Annotated in this window: 22 protein-coding genes; 16 read left to right on the top strand and 6 right to left on the bottom strand. The window is 67.3% G+C overall.

What is annotated here, in order from left to right; translation table 11 throughout:
* Genes VXD91_RS10245 through VXD91_RS10215 form a run of 7 tightly spaced genes read left to right on the top strand, consistent with a single transcriptional unit; the run spans window position 1 to window position 5,926 of the window.
* On the top strand, window positions 1–1,323 hold the full coding sequence (locus tag VXD91_RS10245; protein ID WP_318984056.1) for an MCE family protein: 1,323 nt from the start codon (window positions 1–3) through the stop codon (window positions 1,321–1,323).
* The gene (locus VXD91_RS10240; RefSeq protein WP_318984055.1) at window positions 1,320–2,441 is read left to right on the top strand and encodes a virulence factor Mce family protein; all 1,122 of its coding nucleotides are present in this window, start codon (window positions 1,320–1,322) and stop codon (window positions 2,439–2,441) included. Before VXD91_RS10245 ends, VXD91_RS10240 begins: the two co-directional genes overlap by 4 nt.
* Before the next feature lies 1 nt (window position 2,442).
* Window positions 2,443–3,921 carry an MlaD family protein gene (locus VXD91_RS10235; RefSeq protein WP_318984054.1) on the top strand — a complete coding sequence of 493 codons (1,479 nt, stop codon included), beginning with the start codon at window positions 2,443–2,445 and terminating at the stop codon, window positions 3,919–3,921.
* On the top strand, window positions 3,891–4,481 hold the full coding sequence (locus tag VXD91_RS10230) for a mammalian cell entry protein (RefSeq protein ID WP_318984053.1): 591 nt from the start codon (window positions 3,891–3,893) through the stop codon (window positions 4,479–4,481). The genes VXD91_RS10235 and VXD91_RS10230 overlap by 31 nt, the downstream gene beginning before the upstream one ends.
* A 37-nt stretch (window positions 4,482–4,518) precedes the next feature.
* A complete protein-coding gene (locus VXD91_RS10225) occupies window positions 4,519–5,109 on the top strand; it encodes a hypothetical protein (protein WP_318984052.1) in 591 nt (196 codons plus the stop codon).
* Window positions 5,079–5,450: a DUF732 domain-containing protein gene (locus VXD91_RS10220; RefSeq protein WP_318984051.1), complete on the top strand. Its 372-nt coding sequence runs from the start codon at window positions 5,079–5,081 to the stop codon at window positions 5,448–5,450. The genes VXD91_RS10225 and VXD91_RS10220 overlap by 31 nt, the downstream gene beginning before the upstream one ends.
* Entirely contained in the window at window positions 5,447–5,926 is a 480-nt protein-coding gene (locus VXD91_RS10215; RefSeq protein WP_318984050.1) for a CAP domain-containing protein, read from the top strand. The genes VXD91_RS10220 and VXD91_RS10215 overlap by 4 nt, the downstream gene beginning before the upstream one ends.
* Before the next feature lie 14 nt (window positions 5,927–5,940).
* Here VXD91_RS10215 and VXD91_RS10210 read toward each other — a convergent pair whose 3' ends face one another.
* Together VXD91_RS10210 and VXD91_RS10205 are read right to left on the bottom strand one after the other, a co-directional pair.
* Window positions 5,941–6,978 (bottom strand): LLM class F420-dependent oxidoreductase, encoded by a 1,038-nt coding sequence (locus VXD91_RS10210; protein ID WP_064858336.1) that lies wholly within the window; start codon window positions 6,976–6,978, stop codon window positions 5,941–5,943.
* 2 nt (window positions 6,979–6,980) lie between these two features.
* Window positions 6,981–7,400, bottom strand: coding sequence for a nuclear transport factor 2 family protein (locus VXD91_RS10205; RefSeq protein ID WP_064858337.1), 420 nt, complete (start codon window positions 7,398–7,400; stop codon window positions 6,981–6,983).
* A gap of 111 nt (window positions 7,401–7,511) precedes the next feature.
* Here VXD91_RS10205 and VXD91_RS10200 point away from each other — a divergent pair, with 111 nt between their 5' ends.
* The 4 genes from VXD91_RS10200 to VXD91_RS10185 are packed head-to-tail and all read left to right on the top strand — an operon-like array spanning window position 7,512 to window position 10,716.
* Complete coding sequence (locus VXD91_RS10200; RefSeq protein ID WP_064858338.1) at window positions 7,512–8,072, top strand: PadR family transcriptional regulator; 561 nt, start codon at window positions 7,512–7,514, stop codon at window positions 8,070–8,072.
* Window positions 8,073–8,080: 8 nt separating this feature from the next.
* Window positions 8,081–8,839 carry a helix-turn-helix transcriptional regulator gene (locus VXD91_RS10195; RefSeq protein ID WP_318984049.1) on the top strand — a complete coding sequence of 253 codons (759 nt, stop codon included), beginning with the start codon at window positions 8,081–8,083 and terminating at the stop codon, window positions 8,837–8,839.
* Window positions 8,840–8,888: 49 nt separating this feature from the next.
* Entirely contained in the window at window positions 8,889–9,464 is a 576-nt protein-coding gene (locus tag VXD91_RS10190; RefSeq protein WP_212807678.1) for a class I SAM-dependent methyltransferase, read from the top strand.
* A 40-nt stretch (window positions 9,465–9,504) separates the two neighbouring features.
* A complete protein-coding gene (locus VXD91_RS10185) occupies window positions 9,505–10,716 on the top strand; it encodes a hypothetical protein (protein ID WP_318984048.1) in 1,212 nt (403 codons plus the stop codon).
* Here the strand turns inward: VXD91_RS10185 and VXD91_RS10180 are convergent.
* A complete protein-coding gene (locus VXD91_RS10180; RefSeq protein ID WP_318984047.1) occupies window positions 10,706–11,221 on the bottom strand; it encodes a hypothetical protein in 516 nt (171 codons plus the stop codon). The genes VXD91_RS10185 and VXD91_RS10180 overlap by 11 nt on opposite strands.
* An 81-nt stretch (window positions 11,222–11,302) precedes the next feature.
* On the opposite strand from VXD91_RS10180, the gene VXD91_RS10175 reads away from it, so the two are divergent.
* Complete coding sequence (locus tag VXD91_RS10175) at window positions 11,303–12,973, top strand: alpha-keto acid decarboxylase family protein (RefSeq protein ID WP_318984046.1); 1,671 nt, start codon at window positions 11,303–11,305, stop codon at window positions 12,971–12,973.
* A 10-nt stretch (window positions 12,974–12,983) separates the two neighbouring features.
* Here VXD91_RS10175 and VXD91_RS10170 read toward each other — a convergent pair whose 3' ends face one another.
* Window positions 12,984–13,760 (bottom strand): alpha/beta fold hydrolase, encoded by a 777-nt coding sequence (locus tag VXD91_RS10170; RefSeq protein WP_053854998.1) that lies wholly within the window; start codon window positions 13,758–13,760, stop codon window positions 12,984–12,986.
* A gap of 155 nt (window positions 13,761–13,915) precedes the next feature.
* On the opposite strand from VXD91_RS10170, the gene VXD91_RS10165 reads away from it, so the two are divergent.
* On the top strand, window positions 13,916–14,809 hold the full coding sequence (locus tag VXD91_RS10165; RefSeq protein WP_064858343.1) for a mycobacterial-type methylenetetrahydrofolate reductase: 894 nt from the start codon (window positions 13,916–13,918) through the stop codon (window positions 14,807–14,809).
* 35 nt (window positions 14,810–14,844) lie between these two features.
* Here the strand turns inward: VXD91_RS10165 and VXD91_RS10160 are convergent, their stop codons facing one another.
* Window positions 14,845–15,300 (bottom strand): hypothetical protein, encoded by a 456-nt coding sequence (locus tag VXD91_RS10160; RefSeq protein ID WP_064858344.1) that lies wholly within the window; start codon window positions 15,298–15,300, stop codon window positions 14,845–14,847.
* 125 nt (window positions 15,301–15,425) lie between these two features.
* On the opposite strand from VXD91_RS10160, the gene VXD91_RS10155 reads away from it, so the two are divergent.
* On the top strand, window positions 15,426–15,944 hold the full coding sequence (locus VXD91_RS10155; RefSeq protein WP_064858345.1) for a MarR family winged helix-turn-helix transcriptional regulator: 519 nt from the start codon (window positions 15,426–15,428) through the stop codon (window positions 15,942–15,944).
* 119 nt (window positions 15,945–16,063) lie between these two features.
* Here VXD91_RS10155 and VXD91_RS10150 read toward each other — a convergent pair whose 3' ends face one another.
* Window positions 16,064–16,657 carry a TetR/AcrR family transcriptional regulator gene (locus tag VXD91_RS10150; RefSeq protein ID WP_318984294.1) on the bottom strand — a complete coding sequence of 198 codons (594 nt, stop codon included), beginning with the start codon at window positions 16,655–16,657 and terminating at the stop codon, window positions 16,064–16,066.
* A gap of 199 nt (window positions 16,658–16,856) precedes the next feature.
* On the opposite strand from VXD91_RS10150, the gene VXD91_RS10145 reads away from it, so the two are divergent.
* Both VXD91_RS10145 and hrpA read left to right on the top strand, forming a co-directional pair.
* Window positions 16,857–18,074 (top strand): oxygenase MpaB family protein, encoded by a 1,218-nt coding sequence (locus VXD91_RS10145; protein WP_318984293.1) that lies wholly within the window; start codon window positions 16,857–16,859, stop codon window positions 18,072–18,074.
* A gap of 93 nt (window positions 18,075–18,167) precedes the next feature.
* Window positions 18,168–22,064, top strand: coding sequence for an ATP-dependent RNA helicase HrpA (hrpA, locus tag VXD91_RS10140; RefSeq protein ID WP_346415306.1), 3,897 nt, complete (start codon window positions 18,168–18,170; stop codon window positions 22,062–22,064).
* The last annotated feature ends 22 nt before the right edge of the window (window positions 22,065–22,086 follow it).

Genomic DNA, 22,086 nt, shown 5'->3' with positions numbered 1-22,086 from the left:
ATGACCAGCTCCGAATCCACACCACGCGTGGGCAGCCGCCGGACGTGGCGCATCGCCCTCGCGCTCGGTCTCGTGGTCATCCTGGCGGTGGCCGCCACCGGACTGGCTCGATCCTGGTGGGTCACCGCTGTCCGGAGTACCTACGTCGCGTACTTCGCGAACACCAACGGCCTGTACACCGGCGACGACATCAGGATTCTGGGCGTCACCGTCGGCACGGTCGAGAAGATCGAACCGCAACCGCATGCCGCCAAAGTGACGTTCTCGGTGGACTCGCATTACGCGCTGCCCGCCGACGTCCGTGCCGCCATCTTGTCGCCGTCCCTGGTGAGCGCCCGCGCGATTCAGTTGGTGCCCGCCTACACCAGCGGACCCAAACTCGCCGCGGGCTCCACCATTGCCCTGGAGCGCACCGTGGTGCCGGTGGAATGGGACGACTTCCGTCAGCAACTGGAGAAGCTCACCGACTCGCTGCAGCCGACGAGTCCCGGCGGGCCCAGTGCCGTCGGCGAATTCATCAACAGCGCCGCCGACAACCTGCGCGGCCAGGGCGACACCGCGCGCGACACCGTCATCAAACTGTCCCGCGCGATGTCGGCTCTCGGTGATCACAGCACCGACATCTTCAGCACGGTGCGCAATCTGCAGTTGCTGGTCTCGGCACTGTCGTCCAGCAGCGATCTGCTCGCCGCCTTCAACACCAACATGGCGTCCATCACCACCGCACTGTCGAGCACGCCGAACAACATCGCCGATGCGACACGCAATCTGGACACCGCGGTCAAGGATCTGCGTGGCTTCATCGCGGAGAACCGGGAGGGGTTGGGGACCACCTTCGACCACCTCAACGCGATCACCACGGCGCTCAACGACAGCCGCACGGACCTCAAACAGGTCCTGCACATCGCGCCGACGGTGTTCCAGAACTTCACCAACATCTACGACCCGGCGCAGAGCGCCATCACGGGCATCCTGGCACCCGTCAACTTCGCCGACACCGTGCAGTTCCTCTGCGGCGCAATCCAGTCCGCGGCACGGGAAGGCTTCGAGCAATCCGCCAAGCTGTGCGTGCAGTACCTCGCGCCGATCATCAAGAACCGGCAGTACAACTTCGTGCCGATCGGCGGCAATCCGTTCGTCGGCGCGACGGCCCGGCCCAACGAGGTCACCTACAGCGAGCCGCGACTGCGGCCCGGCGGGGCTCCGCCGCAGGAGAACCCGGCGCCGGCTCCGCTGCCGGCAGAGGCCCCCGTATCGACCCCGACCGACCCCGGCCAGGGGCTGGCCGGCCTCATGGTTCCGCAACAGGGGACGCAGCCATGAAGCGCCTCGTGACCGCAACCCTCGTCCTGCTCGGCGTGCTGACGCTGTCGGGATGCCAATGGCGCGGCCTGAATTCGCTGAGCCTGCCCGGCACCGCCGGCGACGGACCGGGTTCGTATGTGATTCAAGCGCAATTGCCCGACGTCGTGGTGATCCAGCAGAACACCCGCGTGCGCGTCGGTGACGTCAACGTCGGCAACGTCACCAAGATCGAGGTGCAGGACTGGCATGCGCTGGTGACCATGCGGATCGATGGCGACGTCCACCTGCCCGCCAACAGCACCGCCAAGGTCGGGCAGACCAGCCTGCTGGGCTCGATGCACATCGAACTCAGCCCGCCGACCGGCGAAGCACCGCAGGGCCGGCTGACCAACGGCGCGGTGATCCCGCTGTCCAGGGCCGCAACGTATCCCACCACCGAGCAGGCCCTCGCGTCGGCGTCGATCCTCCTGAACGGCGGTGGCCTGGCCCAGCTGCAGGAGATCAACCAGACCTTCGCGAAGGCGTTGGCCGGCCGCGAGAACGACATGCGCAGCCTGCTGACCCAGCTGGATACGTTCATTTCCCGGCTCAACACGCAGACCGACGACATCATCTCCGCCACAGAGAATTTGAATTCTCTGGTGGGCCAGTTCGCGGCGAACCAGCGCACGGTCGACAAGGCGCTCACCACCATCCCGCAGGCCCTGGCGGTACTGGCAGAGCAGCGCGCGAAGCTGGCCGACGCGATCGATGCCGTCGGACGGTTCAGCGCGGTCGCGACGTCGACGATCAAGCAGACCAAGGAGAGCCTCGTCGCGAACCTGCGCAGCATGGTGCCGGTGCTACGGTCGCTGGCCGATTCGGGACCGGCACTGACCAAGGGGCTCGACTTCCTCTCGACCTACCCGTGGGTGAAGAGCAATCTCGGCAAGTGGTTCCGGGGCGACTTCGCCAACATCACGATGATCATCGATCTGACGCTGAGCCGGCTCGACAGCAGCCTGTTCACCGGAACCCGGTGGGAGGGCAACCTCACCGAACTCGAAATGCAGTGGGGCCGCACGATCGGTCAGATGCCCAGCCCGTACACCGCGGGCAACCCGCTGATCGCTCCCTATCACTTCGGGGGGTACTGACATGCTGCGTCTGCGCTTGTCCCGGACAGTCTGGATCCAGCTGGCGATCCTCGGTGCCGTCACCGTGATTGCCTGCAGCGTCATGGCATTCGGCTTCGTCCACGTACCGACGCTGCTCGGGTACGGCCGGTACACCGTGACGGTCGAGTTGCCGGAGTCGGGCGGGCTGTACCCGACCTCGGTGGTCACCTACCGCGGCACCGAGATCGGCCGGGTCAGCGCGGTCGACGTCACCGCGGGTGGGGTGCGGGCCGAGCTGAATCTCGACTCCGCCATCAAGGTGCCTGCGGACGTGTCGGCCGCGGTCCACAGCCGCTCGGCCGTCGGTGAACAGTTCGTCGAATTGATCCCTGCGGCAGGGCAATCCGATACCGGCCCGACCCTGCGCGGTGGAGCGACCATTCCGGTGGCCAAGGTGCGAATTCCGCCGGATATCGGCAACCTGCTCGATGCCACCAACCGGGCGCTCGAGGCCATCCCACAGGACAATCTGCGTACCGTCGTCGACGAAGCCGACAAAGCCGTGAGCGGACTCGGACCTGAGCTGTCCCGCATCGTCAACGGCTCCACGTCACTGGCCATCGAGGCCGGCAAGAACGTCGGCCCGATCACGCAACTGATCGACCAGAGCCCGGCCGTGCTGAATTCGCAAGTGCAGACCGCGGACTCGATCGCGACGTGGGCGCAGCGAGCCGCGTCCATCACCGGCCAGTTCAAGGCCCAGAATGCGGCGTTCGCCGAGCTGCTCAAGCTCGGGCAGCCGACCCTGAACGAGGGCCGCGCCCTGTTCGACAGGTTCGCCCCGGCACTGCCGGTCCTGCTGGCCAACATGGTGAGCCTCGGCGAGATCGCGGTTGTCTATCGGCACGACATCGAACAACTGCTGGTGCTCTTCCCGCAGGGCACCGCATTGATGTCGGCGATCGCGGTCGCCGACGCGGACCTCAAGACGCCCTATCGGGGCATCTACCTCGACTTCAAACTGAACATGAATCTGCCGCCGCCGTGCAACACCGGCTTCCTTCCGGTCAAACAACAACGGGTGCCGACCGAGGTCGACTATCCCGAGCGTCCTGCCGGTGAGCTGTACTGCCGGGTGCCACAGGACTCCGACCTGAATGTCCGTGGCGTGCGGAACATTCCGTGCGAGAACAACCCGGCCAAACGGTCACCGACCGTGGAGCTCTGCGAAAGCAACGAGCAGTACGTGCCCCTCAACGACGGCTACATCTGGAAGGGCGATCCCAACGCCACGCTGACGGGGCAGGGGGTCCCGCAATACGCGCCGGGCACCGATCCCCGGCAGCGCCCCAGTTCCGCACCTGGGCCGGCACCCCCGGCACCCCCGGTGGCCGTGGTGCCCTACGACCCCGCGACCGGCGGTTACGTGGGACCTGATGGCAAGCCGTACACCGACTCCGACCTGGCCGCCACCACGAAAGGCAAGACATGGCAGAGCATGCTGATCCCGAGCAGCTAGACATCGCCGATGCAGCCGATGCGGATGCAGCCGACGAAGATGCGGTCGCGGCGCCGAAACCGTCGCTGCGGCAACGGTTGCCGCGTGTCTCGCCGCTGGTCGCAACCGGACTCGCGCTGGTCGTCGCCGGGGGTGCCCTGGTGGGCTGGCTGGGTTTTCGGGCGCACCAGGCCGAACAGGGACAGGTGCTGCGGAACCTGTACGTGCAGACTGCCCGCCAGGCCGCGCTGAACCTGACCACGATCAGCTACACCGAGGCCGACACCGACATCCGCCGGATACTCGACTCGTCGACCGGCGAATTCCGGGAAGACTTCCAGCGCCGGTCCGAGCCGTTCGTCGCGGTGGTGAAGCAGGCCCGCTCGAAATCCGAGGGCACCGTCACCGAAGCCGGACTCGAGTCGGTGACCGGTGATGGCGCACAGGTGCTTCTCGCGGTGTCGGTGCGGACATCGCTGGCCGAGGCGCCGGCGGGTCCACCACGAAACTGGCGCATGCGGATCAGTGTCGCCAAGGACGGCGCGGGCGCCCGAATCTCCAACGTCCAGTTCGTGTCATGAGCACATCGGACGGTCAGGGCAACATGAAGGACAGGTCATGACAGTGACAGTGGATGTCGAAGAACGTCCCGTCGAACCCGACGAGACCGAGGCCGCCGAGGAGGCGGTTGTCGAAGCCGAACCCGCAGCGGTGCAGAGTGTTTCGCGGAAGCCATGGGCGCGGTGGACGGGTCTGACATTGGCGTTCGCCGCGATGCTGCTTGCCGTCGCCGCGGGGTACTTCAACTGGCAGGACGGGTCGGTGCGGCTCGCGCAAGCCGCGGCCACCGAGTCTGTGCGGGCGGCCAGTGACGGCACCGTCGCCATGCTGTCGTACCGGCCGGAAACGGTTGACACCGAGCTGAAATCGGCCGCCGGCCGGCTGACCGGCGGGTTCCGCGACGAGTACACCAAGTTGGTCGACACCGTCGTGGCGCCCGGGGCCAAACAGAAACACATCTCCGCGGTCGCGACCGTTCCGGATGCCGCTTCGGTGTCGGCGACCGAAAACCACGCTGTGGTGCTGGTTTTCGTGAACCAGACGACCACCATCGGTGCCGACGCGCCCACCGCGTCGACCTCGACGGTGCGGGTGACTCTCGACAAGGTGCACGATCGATGGCTGATCTCACAGTTCGATCCCGTGTGACGCGGGCGCTGGTGATGGTGTTCGCCGCGGGGGCCGCGGCCGGTTGGATGGTGCCGCCGGCCCAGGCCGACCCGGTGACGTACGTGAACAGCGTCAACGTGCGGGGCGGCTTCAACTTCCCGAGCGCCGATGCCGCCATCGCCTACGGGCGCGGCGTGTGCGACAAGATCGCCGCGGGCCGGAGTTACGGGCAGATCATCGGTGACATCAAGGTCGAGGTCACCGGTGGCGACGAAGGCCAGGCCAATTATCTTGTCGGACAGGTGATCAACGAACTGTGCCCCGAGCTGATCGGGCCGCTGCGCAGTTCCGCGGGCAACTACCGACCGGGGGCACAGTGAGTACTCGGTTGGCCGGGGTGATCCTGGCGGTCTTCGCGTGCGGCGCCGCGCTGCCTGCGGTGGCTCACGCCGACAACACGCGCCTCAACAACAGCGTGGTCGCCAACGTCTACACCATTCAGCACCAGGCCGGCTGCACCAATGACGTGGCGGTCAGCCCGCAGCTGCGGCTCGCCGCCGAGTGGCACGCGAACGACGTGCTGAACAACCGCGCCCTCGACGGCGACCTCGGCTCGGACGGGTCGACGGCACAGCGGCGCGCGGAAGCAGCGGGCTTCCGGGGCAAGGTGTTTCAGACGGTGGCGATCAATCAGTCCATCGCCATCAACAACCTGGATGTGCTGAACCAGTGGTACTACGACCCGCCGACCTACGCGATCATGGCCAACTGCGCCAACACCGTCATGGGCGTGTGGTCCGAGAACAGCCCCGACCGTTCGGTCGTCGTCGCGGTGTACGGCCAGCCGGGCGCGTAGCGGTAGCGTCAGCCCTACACCAGCTCGCGCAGCTCCTCGATGAGCTTGACGCGGTCGGCGGTCGTCGCACCCATCGGCACCACGTTGAGCACCGTCACGCCGGCCTCCCGGAATGCGGCGACGCGTTCCTTGACGAACTCGCGGCTGCCGATCAGCGAGATGTCGCGGACCAGTTCGTCGGGAACCACCTTTGCCGCACCGTCCTTGTCACCGGCCAGGTACAGCTCCTGGATGCGGTCGGCCTCGGCGCCGTAGCCGTACTTGGTGGCCACGTTGTGGTAGAAGTTCTTGCCCTTGGCGCCCATGCCGCCGATGTACAGCGCGATGTGCGGCTTGATGAATTCGCGCATCCCCTCGACGTTGTCGCCGATGGCCAGCGCCGGTCCGGCGTAGATGTCCATGGGCGGCAGCGATGCGTCGCGTTTTGCGTACCCGGCTTCCAATGCATCGCCCCAGACGTCCTTGGCCTTCTCCGGCATGTAGAAGATCGGCTGCCAGCCTTCGGCGATCTCCGCGGCCAGCTCGACGTTCTTCGGCCCGAGTGCCGCCAGCAACACCGGAATGCGTTCGCGCACAGGGTGGTTGATGAGCTTGAGTGACTTCCCGAGCCCGGTGCCCTGGCCTTCCGGCAGCGGGATGGTGTAGTGCTTGCCCTGGTAGGCGAGGCGCTCGCGGCGCCACACCTGGCGGCAGATCTCGACGACCTCGCGGGTGCGGCCGATGGGGCTGTCATACGGGACCCCGTGAAAGCCTTCGATCACCTGCGGGCCGGACGCGCCGAGACCCAGGATGTACCGGCCGTCGGACACGTAGTCGAGGCCGGCGGCCGTCATCGCGGTCAGCGTCGGGGTGCGGGTGTAGAGCTGCAGGACGCCGGAGGCCAGTTCCACCCGCTCGGTGGCGGCGGCCAGGTAGCCGAGCGCGCTGATGGCGTCGAAGGAGTACGCCTCGGGGACGAAAACGACGTCCAGGCCGGCCTTTTCGAGGTCGGCGACCTCGGCCACGACCTCCTTGAAACCGCCGGCGTAGTTGATGCCGAGACCGATCTTCATACTCACTGCTCCTTCGCGGCCAGGGCGGCGATGGCTTCGGCGGCCTCGGCCTGGATCTGCGGGAACTGCGCGGCCATGGCCTCCGACAGCGCCTGTGCACCGGACAACGGCCGGACCATGACCATGAAGTCGTCGATCAGGCCCTCGTCGTTGACGTGGATGAAGTCGCAGCCGGTGATCTTCTTGCCGCCGACCGTGGTCTCGAAAACCAGTGCGTGGCTGCCCGTTTCGGGGTCGTTGATCTCCCGGATGTAGCGGAAGTCCTCGAAGACCCGCAGCACGCCGCGCAGGATGGCGGCGGTGATGGGCTTACCCGGGTAGGGCTTGAAGGCGACGGGGCTGGTGAACACCACGTCGTCGGCCAGACAGGCGGCCATGGCTTCGCCGTCGGCGGCCTCGACGGCCTTGCGGAATGCCTGCATCGCAAACCTCGCATAGTCAATTTGTTGATTAGGTACGGGTGACGCTAGCGGGCCAAGCTCGGCATGTCTATATGTGACTAATCACTTTGTTGACTATTAGACTCCCTGGGCATGGCTCTGCGTGACGCCGTGTTGGCGGCCCTGCTCGACAGTGAGGCCTCGGGATATGACCTGGCCAAGGGCTTCGACGCGTCCGTCGCCAACTTCTGGATGGCCACGCCACAGCAGCTGTACCGCGAACTCGACCGGCTCGCGGCCGACGGGCTGATCGAGGCCCGCGTGGTCGAACAGGAGCGACGACCGAACAAGCGGATGTTCACGCTGACCGACGCCGGCCGGGCCGCGGTGCATGCGTTCACGGAGGCGACACCCAAGCCCTTGGCCATGCGCGACGACCTGCTGGTCCAGGTCTCCACTGTCGACAGCGGGAACGCTGCGGCCGTGTGCGCCGGCCTGCGGGACCGAATCCAGTGGTCCACCAAGCAACTCGAGCTCTACGAACGGATTCGCAACCGAATACTGGGCGGGCGCAGCGAGGCTGCGTTCCTTGCCGAAGCCGAACGGGTGGGGCCCTATCTGACGCTGATGCGCGGCATCTCGTTCGAGCAGGAGAACCTGCGGTGGGCGCAGCAGGCCCTGGAGGTCATCGAGCGGCGACAGTCGCGGCGTTAACATCGGGTATGCCCGTCTGGGAGCTGGGTCCGGCGCAGATGATGGTCGTCGGCACCTTCGGCGACCTGGACATTCACCACCATGCCGCGGTGCAGATCGGGGTCGGGCTGACCGGACCGCTGACGGTTCGAACCGCCGGCGAGGCGTCCCGCAGTGGACACGTCGTCGTCATCGCCAGCGGCGCCGGCCACGCGGTACGGTCGGCGCCCACCGATCTGACGTTGGCGCTGTACCTGGCGCCGCACAGCTGGCCCGGGTCAGCGTTGCACGCACTGAGCCAGAGCGAATCCGAGGACGGCATCTGGATGCCCGAGGATGGCCAGGTGCTGGCACGAGCCGTGGCCGACGCGTACGGCGCTGACCCCGAGCTGGCCGCGGCCGCACTGGTCGAGCGCCTCTGTGGCGGCCCGCGAGAGCAACCCGGACTGCATCCGCAGCTGAGGCAGGCGATGGACCTGGTCTACAGCGGCACAACCGAATCCGTGGATCTCGCGTCGATCGCTCACGAGGTCGCGGTGTCGCCGGACTACCTCGGCCGACTGTGCCGGCAGCAGACCGGTGTGTCCTTCTCGGCGGCGGCCCGCTGGGCCAGGCTGCTCTCGGGCTTGAAGCATCTCGCCGACGGCGAGCAGGTCACCGACGCCGCGCATCTGGCCGGATTCGCCGACGGTTCCCATGCCAACCGGGTATGCCGTGAGATGACCGGTGCGGCGCCGTCCGAGATCGCCCGCGCGCTGCGGGATTCGACGGATCCGTCCAAGTGCTGAGGGTGCGGGCGGCTCCATACTCGACGGACACCACGAGGAGGAGACCGCAATGCCGGTGATGTCCAAAGTCGAGCGCGCCTTCTGCTGCGGCGCCATGTGGAGAACCACCACGCGCGCCGTGCTCGACATGCTGCCCACCGACCGGCTGGGTGAGCAGTTACTCGAAATCGGTTCCGGCAGCGGCGCAATCGCGGAAGGTCTGTCGGCCGCGCGTCCCGGACTGGCCATCACCGCGACCGATCTGGATCCGGTGATGGTCGACGCCGCGGCGCACCGCCTGAAGGACAACCCGCACGTCACGGTGCAGAGCGCCGACGCGACCCGCCTGCCGTTCGCCGACGACGCGTTCGATTCGGTGGTCAGCTGCCTGATGATGCACCACGTCATCGAATGGGAGGCCGCGGTCGCCGAGATCGCCCGGGTGCTCAAGTCCGGTGGCGTGTTCGTCGGTTACGACCTGACGCGGACACCGGTGGCCACGGTGGTGCACCGGGTGGACCGGTCGCCGTTCCGACTGCTGAACCCCGATGAACTGGCTGCCGAAGGTCGCCGCAACGGGCTGCGTATCGATACGACTACCAAGGTGTTTGGGCACGTCATGCAGTTCAGTGCCGCGAAGACCTGACACTGAGTAGGTTGGTCTGCAGTCGGCAGGGGAGGGACGCATGCGGGGTCTGGTCAGCTGTGGAGCGGTGGTCGCGGTGGCGCTGTTGGGCGCGGGCTGTGGTGGCGGATCGACACAGTCGAGCCCGGCCACGTCATCCGCGAAGCCGGCCACCTCGACGACGCCGCCGCCACCGGCGATCGTCGCCCCGGCACAGCTGAAGCCGGGGAACTACCCGGTAAAACCGCATGAGCCCTACGGCACCGCGGGTGCCCCGGAGGCCGGTGCGAGGCTCGAGGGGCAACAGCTGGCCGGCTACGTGGTGGGACCCTGGCAGGTCGACAGCACGCTCATCGAGCCTTATCTGTCAACATATTTCGTGCTCGACGAGCCCGGTTTGCTGGCTCAGTTCGGGCCCGAGAGCATCGCGACCGCGGCCGGCAGGCACCACTTCGTCGATGGGTTCGCCTCGGCGCGGGAGTCTGCGGCCAAGACGGTGCTGATCAACGGCGTACTGCGCTTTGCGTCGCCTGCTGATGCCACCGCCGCGGCCGGCGAGATGAATGCGGCTGCGCTCCAGGTCAAGATCCGCGGGGCAGAGCCGAAAGCCGTTGCCGTCCCGGAGCATCCGGATGCGCTGGCGTCGACGTACGACGTCGACTCCCGCGGCACGAAGGTGACCACCGTGCGGTCCTTCACCGCGCACGGCCCCTATGTCCTGACACAATTGGCGCAGTCAACAGCCGGGCCGGATCCGGCCATCGCGTTGGTGGCCAAGGCGACCGGCACCCAGGCCGCCGCGATCGAGCCCTTCAAACCCGCGGCAGAGTTGCCGGCCGTGCCGATCGATCCGACCGGGCTCCTGGCCCTGACGCTGCAGACCGAATCGCCGCGCAATTCGCAGAACGCCGTCTACTCCGGCACCGGGGCCCTGCACTTCCAGAGCGACCCGGTCGCGTCGAGCACGGTGTTCCAAGACAACGGCGTGACAGCGTTCGCCCGCGGGAAGACCAGCGTGTACCGCGCCAAGGACCCGGCGTCGGCGGTCAACGTGGCGAACACCTTCGGTAAGGAGGTGTCGGTGGACGGCACCGAGACCGCCGATCCGGTGCCGGCGCTGACGCTGAGCCGCTGCATCCTGCTGGCCAACCCGAAGCAGTTCTACTGTGTCGCGCCGGCAGGTGACTATGCCATCGAGGCGCGCGGCGCCGAGTTGAAGGACGTGCACGAACAGGTTGCCGCCCAATACATCCTGTTGACGGCTAAGCCTTAGCGGAGCCGTTCAGCGAGAGGCCGGTGGCCGACTGCAACAGGCAGATGACGGTGCTGGGCAGCGGCGTGTGTCCGGTGCGGTCCATGTTCGAGTCGATCAGATAGGTCGAGGTGTACCGGCTGCTCCGGCCGGCGTATTCCGCCAGGCCGGCCGCGCACCGCTGATCGGCGACACCGGCAATGGCGTCGTTGACCGCCACATTGGCGCGCAGGAACACCTCGGCGATGTGCGGGGCCGAGCAGTCCACCAACGTCACCTCGACGACGCTCGGGTCGGTGGGCGGCGGCGTGTTCAGACAGTCGCCCACCTGCAGGTCGACCCACTTGGCCTGCCGCGCATTCGGTTTCACCGGTACGACGGGCACCGGCGGCGGGAGCTGGGCTGCCGTTGTCGTGGGCGCAGTCGATGTTGTCGACGACGGTGCCGCTGACGTATTCGAACCACAGGCCGCGAGCAGCGACACCGCCGCGACCTGCCACACGAGCCGATGTGGGCGAACGGTCATGGCCGTCATGGTAGTGCTTGAAGGGCGGTATTCGGGCTGGGACGGCTACCATCGCGGTACCAGCGACAGCAGGAGGTCGGCATGCCCGAGTACACCGTCGGTGACTATCTGCTGGACCGGCTCGCTGAGCTGGGCGTCACCGAGATTTTCGGTGTGCCAGGTGATTTCAACCTGGAACTGCTCGACCATGTGATCGCGCACCGGAGTATCCGGTGGGTCGGCAGCGCCAATGAACTCAACGCGGGCTACGCCGCCGACGGCTACGGCCGGCTGCGCGGCATGGCGGCGCTCATCACCACGTTCGGCGTCGGCGAGCTGTCCGCGGCCAACGCGATCGCGGGTAGTTACGCCGAGCATGTCCCGGTGGTGCACATCGTCGGCACGCCGTCCATCGACGTGCAAGGCTCCCGCCGGGTGATCCACCACTCGCTCGGTGACGGCGACTTCGACCACTTTCACCGTATCGCCCGTGAAATCACCTGCGCACAAGCCAAACTCGTGCCGGCCACGGCCACCCGCGAGATCGACCGGGTGCTGTCCGAGGTGCACGAGCGCAAGCTGCCCGGCTATCTGATGCTGGCGACCGATGTCGCCCGGTTCCCCGTCGAACCACCGTCCGGGCCGTTGCCGCGGTACACCAGCGGCACGAGTCCGCGGGCACTCTCGCTGTTCACCGCGGCAGCCGCTCGCCTGATCGGCGAGCACCAGCTGACGGTGCTGGCCGACCTGCTGGTGCATCGGCTGGAAGCCGTCCCGCAACTCGAGGCACTGCTGGCGGCCGACGTCGTGCCGCACGCCACGCTGATGTGGGGCAAGAGCCTGGTCGACGAATCCGCGCCGGAGTTCCTCGGCATCTACGCGGGCACCTCCAGCCAGGAGTCGGTTCGCCGGGCCATCGAAGAGGCCCCGGTGCTCGTCACTGCCGGGGTTCAGTTCACCGACATGGTGAGCGCATCGTTCACGCAGCAGATCGACCCCGCGCGGACCATCGACATCGGGCCCAACCAGAGCACCGTGGCCGGCGAAGTCTTTGCGCCACTGGACATGTCGGCCGCGCTCGAGGCGATCACCAGCATCCTGACGGCCCGGCCCACCCGGTCGCCCGCGGTACCGCAGCCGGTGCCCGATGCACCCGACCCGGTGCTCGAACCGGATCAGCCGCTCACCCAGAAGGCGCTGTGGGACAAGGTCTGCGGTGCGCTCACGCCGGGCAATGTGGTCCTGGCCGAGCAGGGGACGTCGTACTACGGCATGGCCCGGCACCGGCTGCCCAGCGGCGTGGCGTTCATCGGCCAGCCGTTGTGGGCGTCCATCGGCTACACGCTGCCGGCCGCTCTCGGTGCGGGTCTGGCGGAGCGGGACCGTCGTCCGGTGTTGCTGATCGGCGACGGTGCCGCGCAGCTCACCATCCAGGAACTCGGCCAGTTCGGCCGCGAGGGGGTGCCCGCGGTGGTGATCCTGGTGAACAACGACGGCTACACCGTCGAACGCGCGATCCACGGTCCGGCCGCGCCGTACAACGACATCGTGACCTGGCGGTGGCGCGACATTCCGGCGGCCCTCGGCATCCCAAACCCGTTGTCCCACCGGGCGACAACCTGCGGCGAGTTGGACGCGGCGCTGGCCGATGCGGCAGCACATCCCGACGACCTCGTCTTCATCGAAGCCGTGGTGACCGAACTGGATGTGCCCCCGCTGCTCGAGGAGCTCGCCGCGGCCATCGCAAAGGCCAACAAGGCGGCCGGGGCCTGAATACGGTTCCTTACCTCGGACGCGCCTTGTCCGGACCCAGGTAGGCGTCGGCCCAGGCGCCGATGATCCGGCCCGCCCGCTTGGCCTGCCCAGGTCCGGTGAGCAGGTGTTCGGTGCCCTCCAGCGAGACGAAGCTGCGCGGGTGGCGGGCGGTCCGGAAGATCTCACTGGCGTTCTCGATGCCCACGGTGTTGTCGGTGGGGGAGTGCAGGATCAGCAGCGGCAGGTGCAGGTCCTTGATCTTGGCGTGCAGCTTGGCCGCGCGGACGTCCTCCACGAAGTCGCGCTTGAGGGTCAGTTCGCGCCCGCCGACCATCCACTGCGCACTGCCGTTCGCGAGCACGCAGTCGAGGATGTCGTCGTACTGCTTCTCGACATGCGACGGGTCGATGGGCGCAGCGACCGTCGCGACCGCGCGGACCCCGGGCGCCTGCCGCGCCGCGGCCAGGACCGACGCCCCGCCGAACGAGTGGCCCACCAACAGAGCCGACGGCGTGCCGCGCTCGGACATGAACTTGCACGCCTCGATGACGTCGTTGGTCTTGTGGGTGAAAGACCCGTCGCCCCAGTGGCCTTCCGAGTCGCCCAGCCCGATGGCGTCGAAGCGGAGCATTCCGATGCCGTCGGACGCGAGTTGCTTGCAGATGCGCGCCGCGGCAGGGGAGTCCTTGCCGAGCGTGAAGCCGTGCGAGAAGACGCCCCAGCCGCGCGGGGTGCCTTCGGGGAGGTCGATGATCCCGGCGAGCATGGGGCCGGTGGAACTCTGGAACTTGACGCGTTCAGCCACGGGACGGGTTTATCACGGCTGGCAAGCTGGACGTGGCCGATTCTTTGCTGGAGGCCATCGGTAGGGTGGAGGTTTCACGGGAAACACGACCTGCGGGTCGTAGCGGTCAGAGACGCCTGCGCCCCGTATGTAGTCCTGAGATCCGGAGCAGAGTCGTGACCCTGAACACCATCGCCTTCGAACTGGTCCCGCCCAATATCGAGCGCGGTCCCCAGTTTGCGGTCGACGAGGCGCACAAGGTGCTGCTCAACGCCGCTGCCGTCGGCCTCGAGGGCCGCATCCGGCACGTGATGATCCCCGGCATGATCGAGGAAGACGGCGACCGGCCCATCGAGATGAAGCCGAAGATGGACGTCCTCGACTTCTGGCAGTTGATGAAGCCAGAGCTCCCGGGAATCCGTGGGCTGTGCACGCAGGTGACGTCGTTCCTGGACGAGGACGCGCTCTCGAAGCGACTGGCGGTGCTGCAGGAGGCGGACTTCGACGGCATCGCTTTCGTCGGCGTCCCGCGCACCATGAGTGACGGTGAAGGCGCCGGCGTGGCACCGACCGACGCGTTGACGATCTACCGCGATCAGGTGCCCAACCGCGGCGTCATCCTGATTCCCACCCGCGACGGCGAGCAGGGGCGGTTCAACTTCAAGATCAACCAGGGCGCCACCTACGGCATGACCCAGTTGCTGTACTCGGACACGATCGTGGGCTTTCTGAAGGAGTTCGCCGCGACCACCGAACACCGGCCCGAGATTCTGCTGTCGTTCGGATTCGTCCCGAAGATGGAGTCGAAGGTCGGCCTGATCAATTGGCTGATCCAGGACCCGGGCAACCCTCTGGTCGCCGCCGAGCAGGAGTTCGTCTCGCGGCTGGCCGGCGAGGAGCCCGCGGCCAAGCGGGCATTGATGCTCGACCTGTACAAGCGCGTCATCGACGGTGTCGGCGAGCTCGGCTTCCCGATCAGCATCCATTTGGAAGCCGCGTACGGCGTCTCCAAGCCGGCGTTCGAGACGTTCGCCGAGATGCTGGACTACTGGGCGCCCGACAAGGGCTAGCCTCTCGCGCTGATACGGCGTTGCGGCGCAATCTGTTACGACACTGCGGCCATTCCTCCGAACAACCGTCCGGCATCGGCGGCGGTCAATCCGCCGGGCATGCTCGGCATGCGGACCTCGGAGCGGCGGGCGGTGTCGGCCGGGTCGTCGGCCGAGCCGGCCGCCTTACGGATCTGATTCGCGGCCGGATCAGCGGCGCCTCCGGTGTACTGCTGTGCGTTGATGGACACCGCCGGCTGAGACCGGGGGATGGCGCCCGGTGCCGCGCGCCCGGCGGGTGTCATCGGTGCGGTCGACGTGCGGCCGGCATTGGTCTGTGCGCTGACGGAACTGGTCGGCTCGGGCCGGTCGATCACCGGGCCCGGGTGGGGACCCTTCGCCGCCGCCGGCGCGGCCAGTGCGATGGACAGCGCCGACAGCCCGATGGCGGTTCCTGCCACGAGGCGTGCGATGGAACGACGAAGCTCGGTACCGGTGCGGGTGGTGATCATGGCGCCGCCTTTCTAGATACTTGCTTGAACAAGTAACTTCTGGCGCCCTATTCCAACTGGGCTTTTCCTGAGTTTGGGCTGCGGTAAGATGGTTAGACAACCAATGGATTTCTGGGGGTGCGCTGATGGCGACGGACAGCGACGACGGCCGAGAGACGTGCGAGGCGATGGCATCGCCCACGGCGGCCCGCAGCGGTCCGGTCACCCATGCGGTCTTTCAACTGACCCGGGTGACGAGAACGATCGTCGCGACGCTGCTGCGGCCGCTGGGGCTCTATCCGGGTCAGGAAGTGGTGATGATGTACCTCTGGGACCGCGGCCCGCTCCGCCAGACCGACCTGGTTCGGCTCACCAGCTCCGATGCGCCGACGATGACCCGCATGATCCAACGGCTGGAGCATGCCGGATTCGTGCGCCGTTTCCCGAGTCCCGAGGACAAGCGCGCGCACCTGGTCGAGGCGACGCCCGCGAGCCGGGGATTGCGGGATCAGATCGAGGGGGTGTGGCGCGACATCGAAGAGTTGACCGTCGGCGGTCTGAGCGAAGCGGAACGGGCCACCGTGCTGCGCGTCGTCCAGGGTCTGGAGCATCGGCTGGCCGGCGCGGTGATGGGCTCGGCCGGCAGCGGTCCGCTCACCCCGTGATGTCGCGGCCGATCGGGTGGCGGGCGATGACCCAATCGCCGGAATGCACTGCGGGGTCCGCATTTAGCGGACTCGAGTGGGCTCGCGGCTTGTCTGACGCCAGCTGATCCGGCCACAAGCTAGCGGGCTTCGGTCGTGATCTCGGACGTACCGTCCGGGCGGCTGCGGATCATGCAGAACGCCACTAGAGCGGTCAGTTCGTCGAGGAATTCGTCGTGGTCGATAGAGGGGCGGTCGAGCACGTATCGAATGGTCAAATGCTCGACGGCGCGGACCACCATCCAGATTCTCGTGTCGGGGTGGTTCGAATTCTGGTCGCGCAGCCGCAGGTGCGCGATCGCAAGCTCACCGACCCGCTGTTCGAAGTCGGCGATCTTGTTTCCCAAGCCGAGTCTGGGAGTGTGTTCGATCAGCGCACGCAGCAGCTCTGGTTGATCCATCATCGCGTCGAGCAGGATCGCGATGACTTCCCGGAGCGAGCGGATGTCTTCGGGTTGGCCGACCTGCTCCACGAGGCGTGTGGTCACGGAGCGCAGGACCTGGTCTGTGTACGCGTCGATGATGGCCGCGACGATGGTGTCCTTGTTGGGAAAGTACTGATAGAGGGAACCGGGACTGATGCCGGCAACCTCCGCGATCCGATTCGTTGTAGCTGCGTCGTATCCGCGGTCGATCAACACTTGCCGACCCGCCTCGAGTATGCGTTCGACCATCAAACGCGAGCGTTCCTGTCGCGGGGTACGTCGCGGGCCCCTCGGTGTGCTGCTCATCGGGCACTCACGAAACGAATTGTATGCGAGTAAAAGCTCGTGTCAGCATTTTGAGCATGGCTTCATCGACCCGAGAACAACGACGTTCTGGCAGCTCCGGTGCCTCGCGGACCTGGCACGCGCACATCGAAGGAGTGCGCCGATGACCGCACCCATTCCCGCTCGTCACCCTGAGGAGCCCCGCGGTGTCCCGGCTTTGGTGCGGATGTTCGTGCTGCTGCTGGGTATTGGCAAGCCGAACGCCGAGCAGTGGGAGCAGCTCGGTCAGCGGCTCACAGTCGGCGACGAGCCCGCCGACCGCCTTGTCGATTGGATGATGACCGCAGGCACGCAGCAGGCCCGGACGTTGTTTGACCGGGCGCTGGCCGAGGGCATCGCCGGAGTGCCCGACGCGCCGGAACCGCTGCGGGAATTCTTCACCCAGATCGAGGAGACCCCGGACTGGGTGGACCAGGCCAAACTGCGTGTCGGTGCGCGCACGCTCCGCCGGGCCGGCGCTGACGGGATGTACGTCGCGCGTGACGTGTCACTTCTGGGGGGCTATCAGTTCTCCGGCTTCAACAAGACGCTGCTGCGCACCGGCGCGCTCGAGAAAGGTTCCAACAAGCGTTTCGCCGAGACCATGCAGTGGGCGCTGGATGTCATTGCCGATGGTGGACTGGAGCCGCTCGGCGTCGGTTACCGGTCCACGGTTCGGGTGCGGTTGATTCACGCTTTCGTGCGTCGCCATGTCGCGGCAATGCCGGACTGGCGGGCAGATGAGTGGGGTGTGCCGGTCAACCAGACCGATATGGCCGCCACGCTTGTCGGTGCACTCATTGCTCCGCCCGCCGCAGCGATCGGGATGGGATTTGTGTTCTCGCCGAACGAACTCGAGGGTGTTGCGCATCTGACCCGCTATGTCGGGTGGCTGATCGGTGTCCACGACGAGTGGCTGCCGCGCAGCTTCCGTGACGGGGTTCGCATTCTGTACCACACGCTCACTGCTTTGGCTGAGCCCGATGAATCAACCAAGCAGTTGGCGGTGCCGATGGCTCAGGATCCACTGGCCTGGCATTACCGCGTCCTGCCGAGCCTGCGACGCCGCGTCGCACAGGTACAGCACCTGTCGGTCACCAGCGGGTTCCTGGGGCCCCGCGCAATGCAAAACCTCGGCCTGACCTACGTGCTGCCGTGGTACCCGGTGCTGCGCATCCCGGTGAACCTGACGCGCAGTGTGGCTGCCCTGGTTCTTCCTGGTGGCATGGATCGAGCTGACGTGTGTGGACAGCGCGAGCAAGAAGCGTTGCTACGCACCATGATCGGCGACACCACGACAACAATCGGCGAATCAGCCGCGCACGTCAGCCGCGTTGCCTGAGCGGGCACGCTGCCGCGAATTCGTCAACTGCTGCGGTCCTCGATCTCTACAGCCGAACGACCGTGCTGCAGGTCACCACCTATCCTGGGACTGGTGTCCGGCCAACAGCAACGCGAACTGCGTGATCGTCTGGATGGTCTGACCATCCGTGACGCCGCGCGGCTGGAGCGTCGGCTGAAGAACCTGCGAGGCGACAACCCGGAGAAGATCGCCGAACAGATCGCGGCCGCGGAAGGCGTGATCGCGAGCCGGCTGGCCGCGGTGCCGACCATCACGTACCCCGATCTGCCGGTCACCGATCGGCGAGATGAGATCGCCAAGGCCATCACGGAGAACCAGGTGGTGATCGTGGCCGGCGAGACCGGCTCGGGCAAGACGACGCAGCTGCCCAAGATCTGCCTGGAGCTCGGCCGGGGTATTCGCGGCACCATCGGCCACACGCAGCCGCGCCGGCTGGCCGCGCGCACGGTGGCGCAACGCATCGCCGACGAAACCGGCACCGCACTGGGCGGGGCGATCGGCTACACGGTCCGGTTCACCGACCAGGCGAGCGACTCGACCCTCGTCAAACTGATGACCGACGGCATTCTGCTCGCCGAGATTCAGAGGGACCGGCGGCTGCTGCGGTACGACACGCTGATCCTCGACGAGGCCCACGAACGCAGCCTCAACATCGACTTCCTGCTCGGGTACCTGCGCGAGTTGCTGCCCCGCCGCCCGGACCTGAAGGTCATCGTGACGTCGGCAACCATCGAGCCGGAGCGGTTCGCAAAGCACTTCTATGACGCCCCGATCGTCGAGGTGTCGGGCCGCACGTACCCGGTCGAAATCCGGTACCGGCCACTGGAAGTCCCCGTCGCGGTGGACGACAGCGACGACCCGGACGACCCGGACCACGAGATCGTCCGCACCGAGCCGCGCGACCAGACCGAGGCCATCGTCGACGCGGTGCGCGAACTGGAATCCGAACCGGCGGGCGATGTGCTCGTCTTCCTGTCCGGTGAACGCGAAATCCGCGACACCGCAGAGGCGTTGCGTGATGCGCTGTCCGGCGACACCTTCCCGACCGAGATCCTGCCGCTGTACGCCCGGCTGCCGACCGCGGACCAGCAGAAGGTCTTCAACGCGAAGCCGGGCGGCCCGCGCCGGATCGTGTTGGCCACCAACGTCGCCGAGACGTCGCTGACCGTGCCGGGTATCCGGTACGTCGTCGACCCGGGCACGGCGCGCATCTCGCGGTACAGCCGGCGCACGAAGGTGCAGCGGCTGCCGATCGAGCCGATCTCGCAGGCGTCGGCGGCGCAGCGGTCCGGCCGGTCCGGACGTACCGCGCCCGGTGTCTGCATCCGGTTGTACTCGGAAGAGGACTTCGCGAGCCGGCCGCGCTACACCGACCCGGAGATTCTGCGCACCAACCTGGGCGCGGTCATCCTGCAGATGGCGGCGCTGGGGCTCGGCGATATCGAGGCATTCCCGTTCCTGGACCCGCCGGATGCGCGCAGCATCCGCGACGGCATCCAATTGCTCCAGGAGCTTGGCGCTTTCGACACGAAGGGCGCCATCACCGACGTCGGTCGCCGGCTGGCCCGGCTGCCGCTGGACCCACGCGTCGGCCGCATGATCCTCCAGGCCGACACCGAAGGCTGTGTGCGCGAGGTGCTGATCCTCGCCGCCGCCCTGTCGATCCCCGACCCACGTGAACGACCGTCCGACCGGGAAGAAGCCGCGCGGCAGAAGCATGCCCGGTTCGCCGACGAACATTCGGACTTCATCTCCTATCTGAACCTGTGGAACTACCTGCGCGAGCAGCGGAATCAGTTGTCCGGCAGCGCGTTCCGCCGAATGTGCCGCGATGAGTTCCTGCACTACCTGCGGATTCGCGAATGGCAGGACCTGGTCGGCCAGTTGCGCAGCATCGCCGGTGATCTCGGCATCCGGGAGTCGGGGGACGATGCCGACCCGCTGCGCATCCACACCGCGTTGACCGCCGGGCTGCTGTCGCACGTCGGCCTGCGGGAAGGTGAGACGCGCGAGTACCAGGGCGCCCGCAACTCGCGGTTCGTGTTGGCCCCGGGCTCGGTGCTGACGAAGAAGCCGCCGCGGTGGATCGTCGTCGCGGATCTGGTGGAGACGAGCCGGCTGTTCGGTCGTATCGCGGCGCGTATCGAACCGGAGACCGTCGAACGGGTCGCCGGAGATCTGTTGCAGCGCACCTTCAGTGAGCCGCATTGGGATGCCCGCCGCGGTGCCGTCATGGCGTTCGAACGGGTGACCCTCTACGGCCTGCCGCTGGTGCCGCGTCGTCGGGTCGGGTACGCGCAGGTGGATCCGGTGGTCGCGCGCGAACTGTTCATCCGGCATGCGCTGGTCGAAGGCGACTGGCAGACCCGGCACCACTTCTTCCGCGACAACACGCGCCTACGGACCGAGCTGGAGGAGTTGGAGGAGCGCGCCCGACGCCGGGATCTGCTGGCCGGTGATGACGAGGTCTACGCCTTCTACGACCAGCGGGTGCCCGAAAATGCGGTATCAGCACGGCATTTCGATGCCTGGTGGAAGAAACAGCGGCATGTGACGCCGGACCTGCTGACCATGACGCGCGACGACCTGCTGCGCACCGACACCGACGCCGACCAGCCCGACACCTGGCAGACCGGCGACCTGTCGCTGCCGTTGAGCTACCGGTTCGAACCCGGCGCCGCCGATGACGGTGTGACGGTCCATGTTCCGGTCGAGGTGCTGGCCCGGCTCGGCGGCGACGGTTTCGCGTGGCAGGTTCCCGCGCTGCGGGAAGAGTTGGTCACGGCGCTGATCAAATCGCTGCCCAAGGACCTGCGGCGCAACTTCGTGCCCGCGCCCGATACCGCGCGGGCGGTGTTGCCGGACCTCAATCCGGGAGACGGCTCGCTGCTGGAGGAGCTGCAGCGCGAATTGCGTCGGCGCAGTGGCATTCTGGTGCCGATCGACGCCTTCGACCTGAGCAAGATTCCGGACCACCTGCGGGTCACCTTCGCTGTCGAGAAAGACGGCACCGAGGTGGCGCGCGGCAAGGACCTGGGTGCGCTGCACGACAAGCTCGCCGGGTCGGTGCGCCAGGCGGTCGCCGGCGCCGTCGCGGGCGATCTGCAACGGACCGGCCTCAAGGCGTGGCCGGACGACCTCGCCGAGCTGCCCCGCACCGTGGAGAGCTCGGCCGGTGGCCACACCGTGCGCGGTTTCCCGGCATTCGTGGATACCGGTGCGGCAGTGGATATCCGGGTGTTCCCGACGGCGGCCGAGCAGGCCGCGGCCATGGGGCCGGGACTGCGGCGGCTGCTGCGACTCGCCGCACCGTCACCGGTCAAGGCTGCCGAGCGCGGCCTCAATCCCCGAGCGCGTCTGTCACTGTCGAGCAATCCCGACGGCAGCCTGGCGGCGCTGCTCGAAGACTGCGCTGACGCCGCGGTGCGGGTGCTGGCGCCCAAGCCGGTGTGGACCGCGGCGGACTTCACGGCGCTGCGCGACACCGTCGCAGCCAAGCTTATCCCGACGACGCTGGACGTCGTCGGCCGCGTCGAGCGCGTGTTGACCGCCGCGCACGCAGCACAGGTTGCGTTGCCCGACAAGCCTTCTGCGCTCCAGGCCGATGCCGTCGCCGACATCCGCGCCCAATTGGCCCGGCTGCTGCCGGTCGGATTCGTCGCGGCGACGGGAGTCACCCACCTGGCCGACCTGACGCGATACCTGACGGCGGTGGGGCGGCGCTTGGAGCGCCTACCGCAAGCGCCGGCGGCAGACCGGGAACGCATGGACCGCGTCCACGCCGTCGAGGATGCGTACAACGAACTGCGGCAGGCGCTTTCGCCCCTGCGCTGCCAAGGCGAAGACGTCCGCGACATCGCCCGGCAGATCGAGGAGCTCCGCGTCAGCCTGTGGGCCCAGCAGCTGGGCACCCCGCGACCGGTCAGCGAGCAGCGGATCTACCGGGCCATCGAGGCCGTCGTCCCGTGATTTGTGCACGATTTTCCGCAGC

This window comes from Mycobacterium sp. SM3041 (genome assembly GCF_039668335.1).
In the GTDB taxonomy this organism is placed as follows: Bacteria; Actinomycetota; Actinomycetes; order Mycobacteriales; family Mycobacteriaceae; genus Mycobacterium.
This window is presented reverse-complemented; position numbering and strand designations above follow the sequence as displayed.

Coding starts and splice junctions, on each gene's coding strand:
- VXD91_RS10245 (WP_318984056.1), top strand. CDS start 1: ATGACCAGCTCCGAATCCACACCACGCGTGGGCAGCCGCCGGACGTGG.
- VXD91_RS10240 (WP_318984055.1), top strand. CDS start 1,320: ATGAAGCGCCTCGTGACCGCAACCCTCGTCCTGCTCGGCGTGCTGACG.
- VXD91_RS10235 (WP_318984054.1), top strand. CDS start 2,443: ATGCTGCGTCTGCGCTTGTCCCGGACAGTCTGGATCCAGCTGGCGATC.
- VXD91_RS10230 (WP_318984053.1), top strand. CDS start 3,891: ATGGCAGAGCATGCTGATCCCGAGCAGCTAGACATCGCCGATGCAGCC.
- VXD91_RS10225 (WP_318984052.1), top strand. CDS start 4,519: ATGACAGTGACAGTGGATGTCGAAGAACGTCCCGTCGAACCCGACGAG.
- VXD91_RS10220 (WP_318984051.1), top strand. CDS start 5,079: ATGGCTGATCTCACAGTTCGATCCCGTGTGACGCGGGCGCTGGTGATG.
- VXD91_RS10210 (WP_064858336.1), bottom strand. CDS start 6,978: ATGAAGATCGGTCTCGGCATCAACTACGCCGGCGGTTTCAAGGAGGTC.
- VXD91_RS10205 (WP_064858337.1), bottom strand. CDS start 7,400: ATGCAGGCATTCCGCAAGGCCGTCGAGGCCGCCGACGGCGAAGCCATG.
- VXD91_RS10200 (WP_064858338.1), top strand. CDS start 7,512: ATGGCTCTGCGTGACGCCGTGTTGGCGGCCCTGCTCGACAGTGAGGCC.
- VXD91_RS10195 (WP_318984049.1), top strand. CDS start 8,081: ATGCCCGTCTGGGAGCTGGGTCCGGCGCAGATGATGGTCGTCGGCACC.
- VXD91_RS10190 (WP_212807678.1), top strand. CDS start 8,889: ATGCCGGTGATGTCCAAAGTCGAGCGCGCCTTCTGCTGCGGCGCCATG.
- VXD91_RS10185 (WP_318984048.1), top strand. CDS start 9,505: ATGCGGGGTCTGGTCAGCTGTGGAGCGGTGGTCGCGGTGGCGCTGTTG.
- VXD91_RS10180 (WP_318984047.1), bottom strand. CDS start 11,221: ATGACCGTTCGCCCACATCGGCTCGTGTGGCAGGTCGCGGCGGTGTCG.
- VXD91_RS10175 (WP_318984046.1), top strand. CDS start 11,303: ATGCCCGAGTACACCGTCGGTGACTATCTGCTGGACCGGCTCGCTGAG.
- VXD91_RS10160 (WP_064858344.1), bottom strand. CDS start 15,300: ATGATCACCACCCGCACCGGTACCGAGCTTCGTCGTTCCATCGCACGC.
- VXD91_RS10155 (WP_064858345.1), top strand. CDS start 15,426: ATGGCGACGGACAGCGACGACGGCCGAGAGACGTGCGAGGCGATGGCA.
- VXD91_RS10150 (WP_318984294.1), bottom strand. CDS start 16,657: ATGGTCGAACGCATACTCGAGGCGGGTCGGCAAGTGTTGATCGACCGC.
- VXD91_RS10145 (WP_318984293.1), top strand. CDS start 16,857: ATGACCGCACCCATTCCCGCTCGTCACCCTGAGGAGCCCCGCGGTGTC.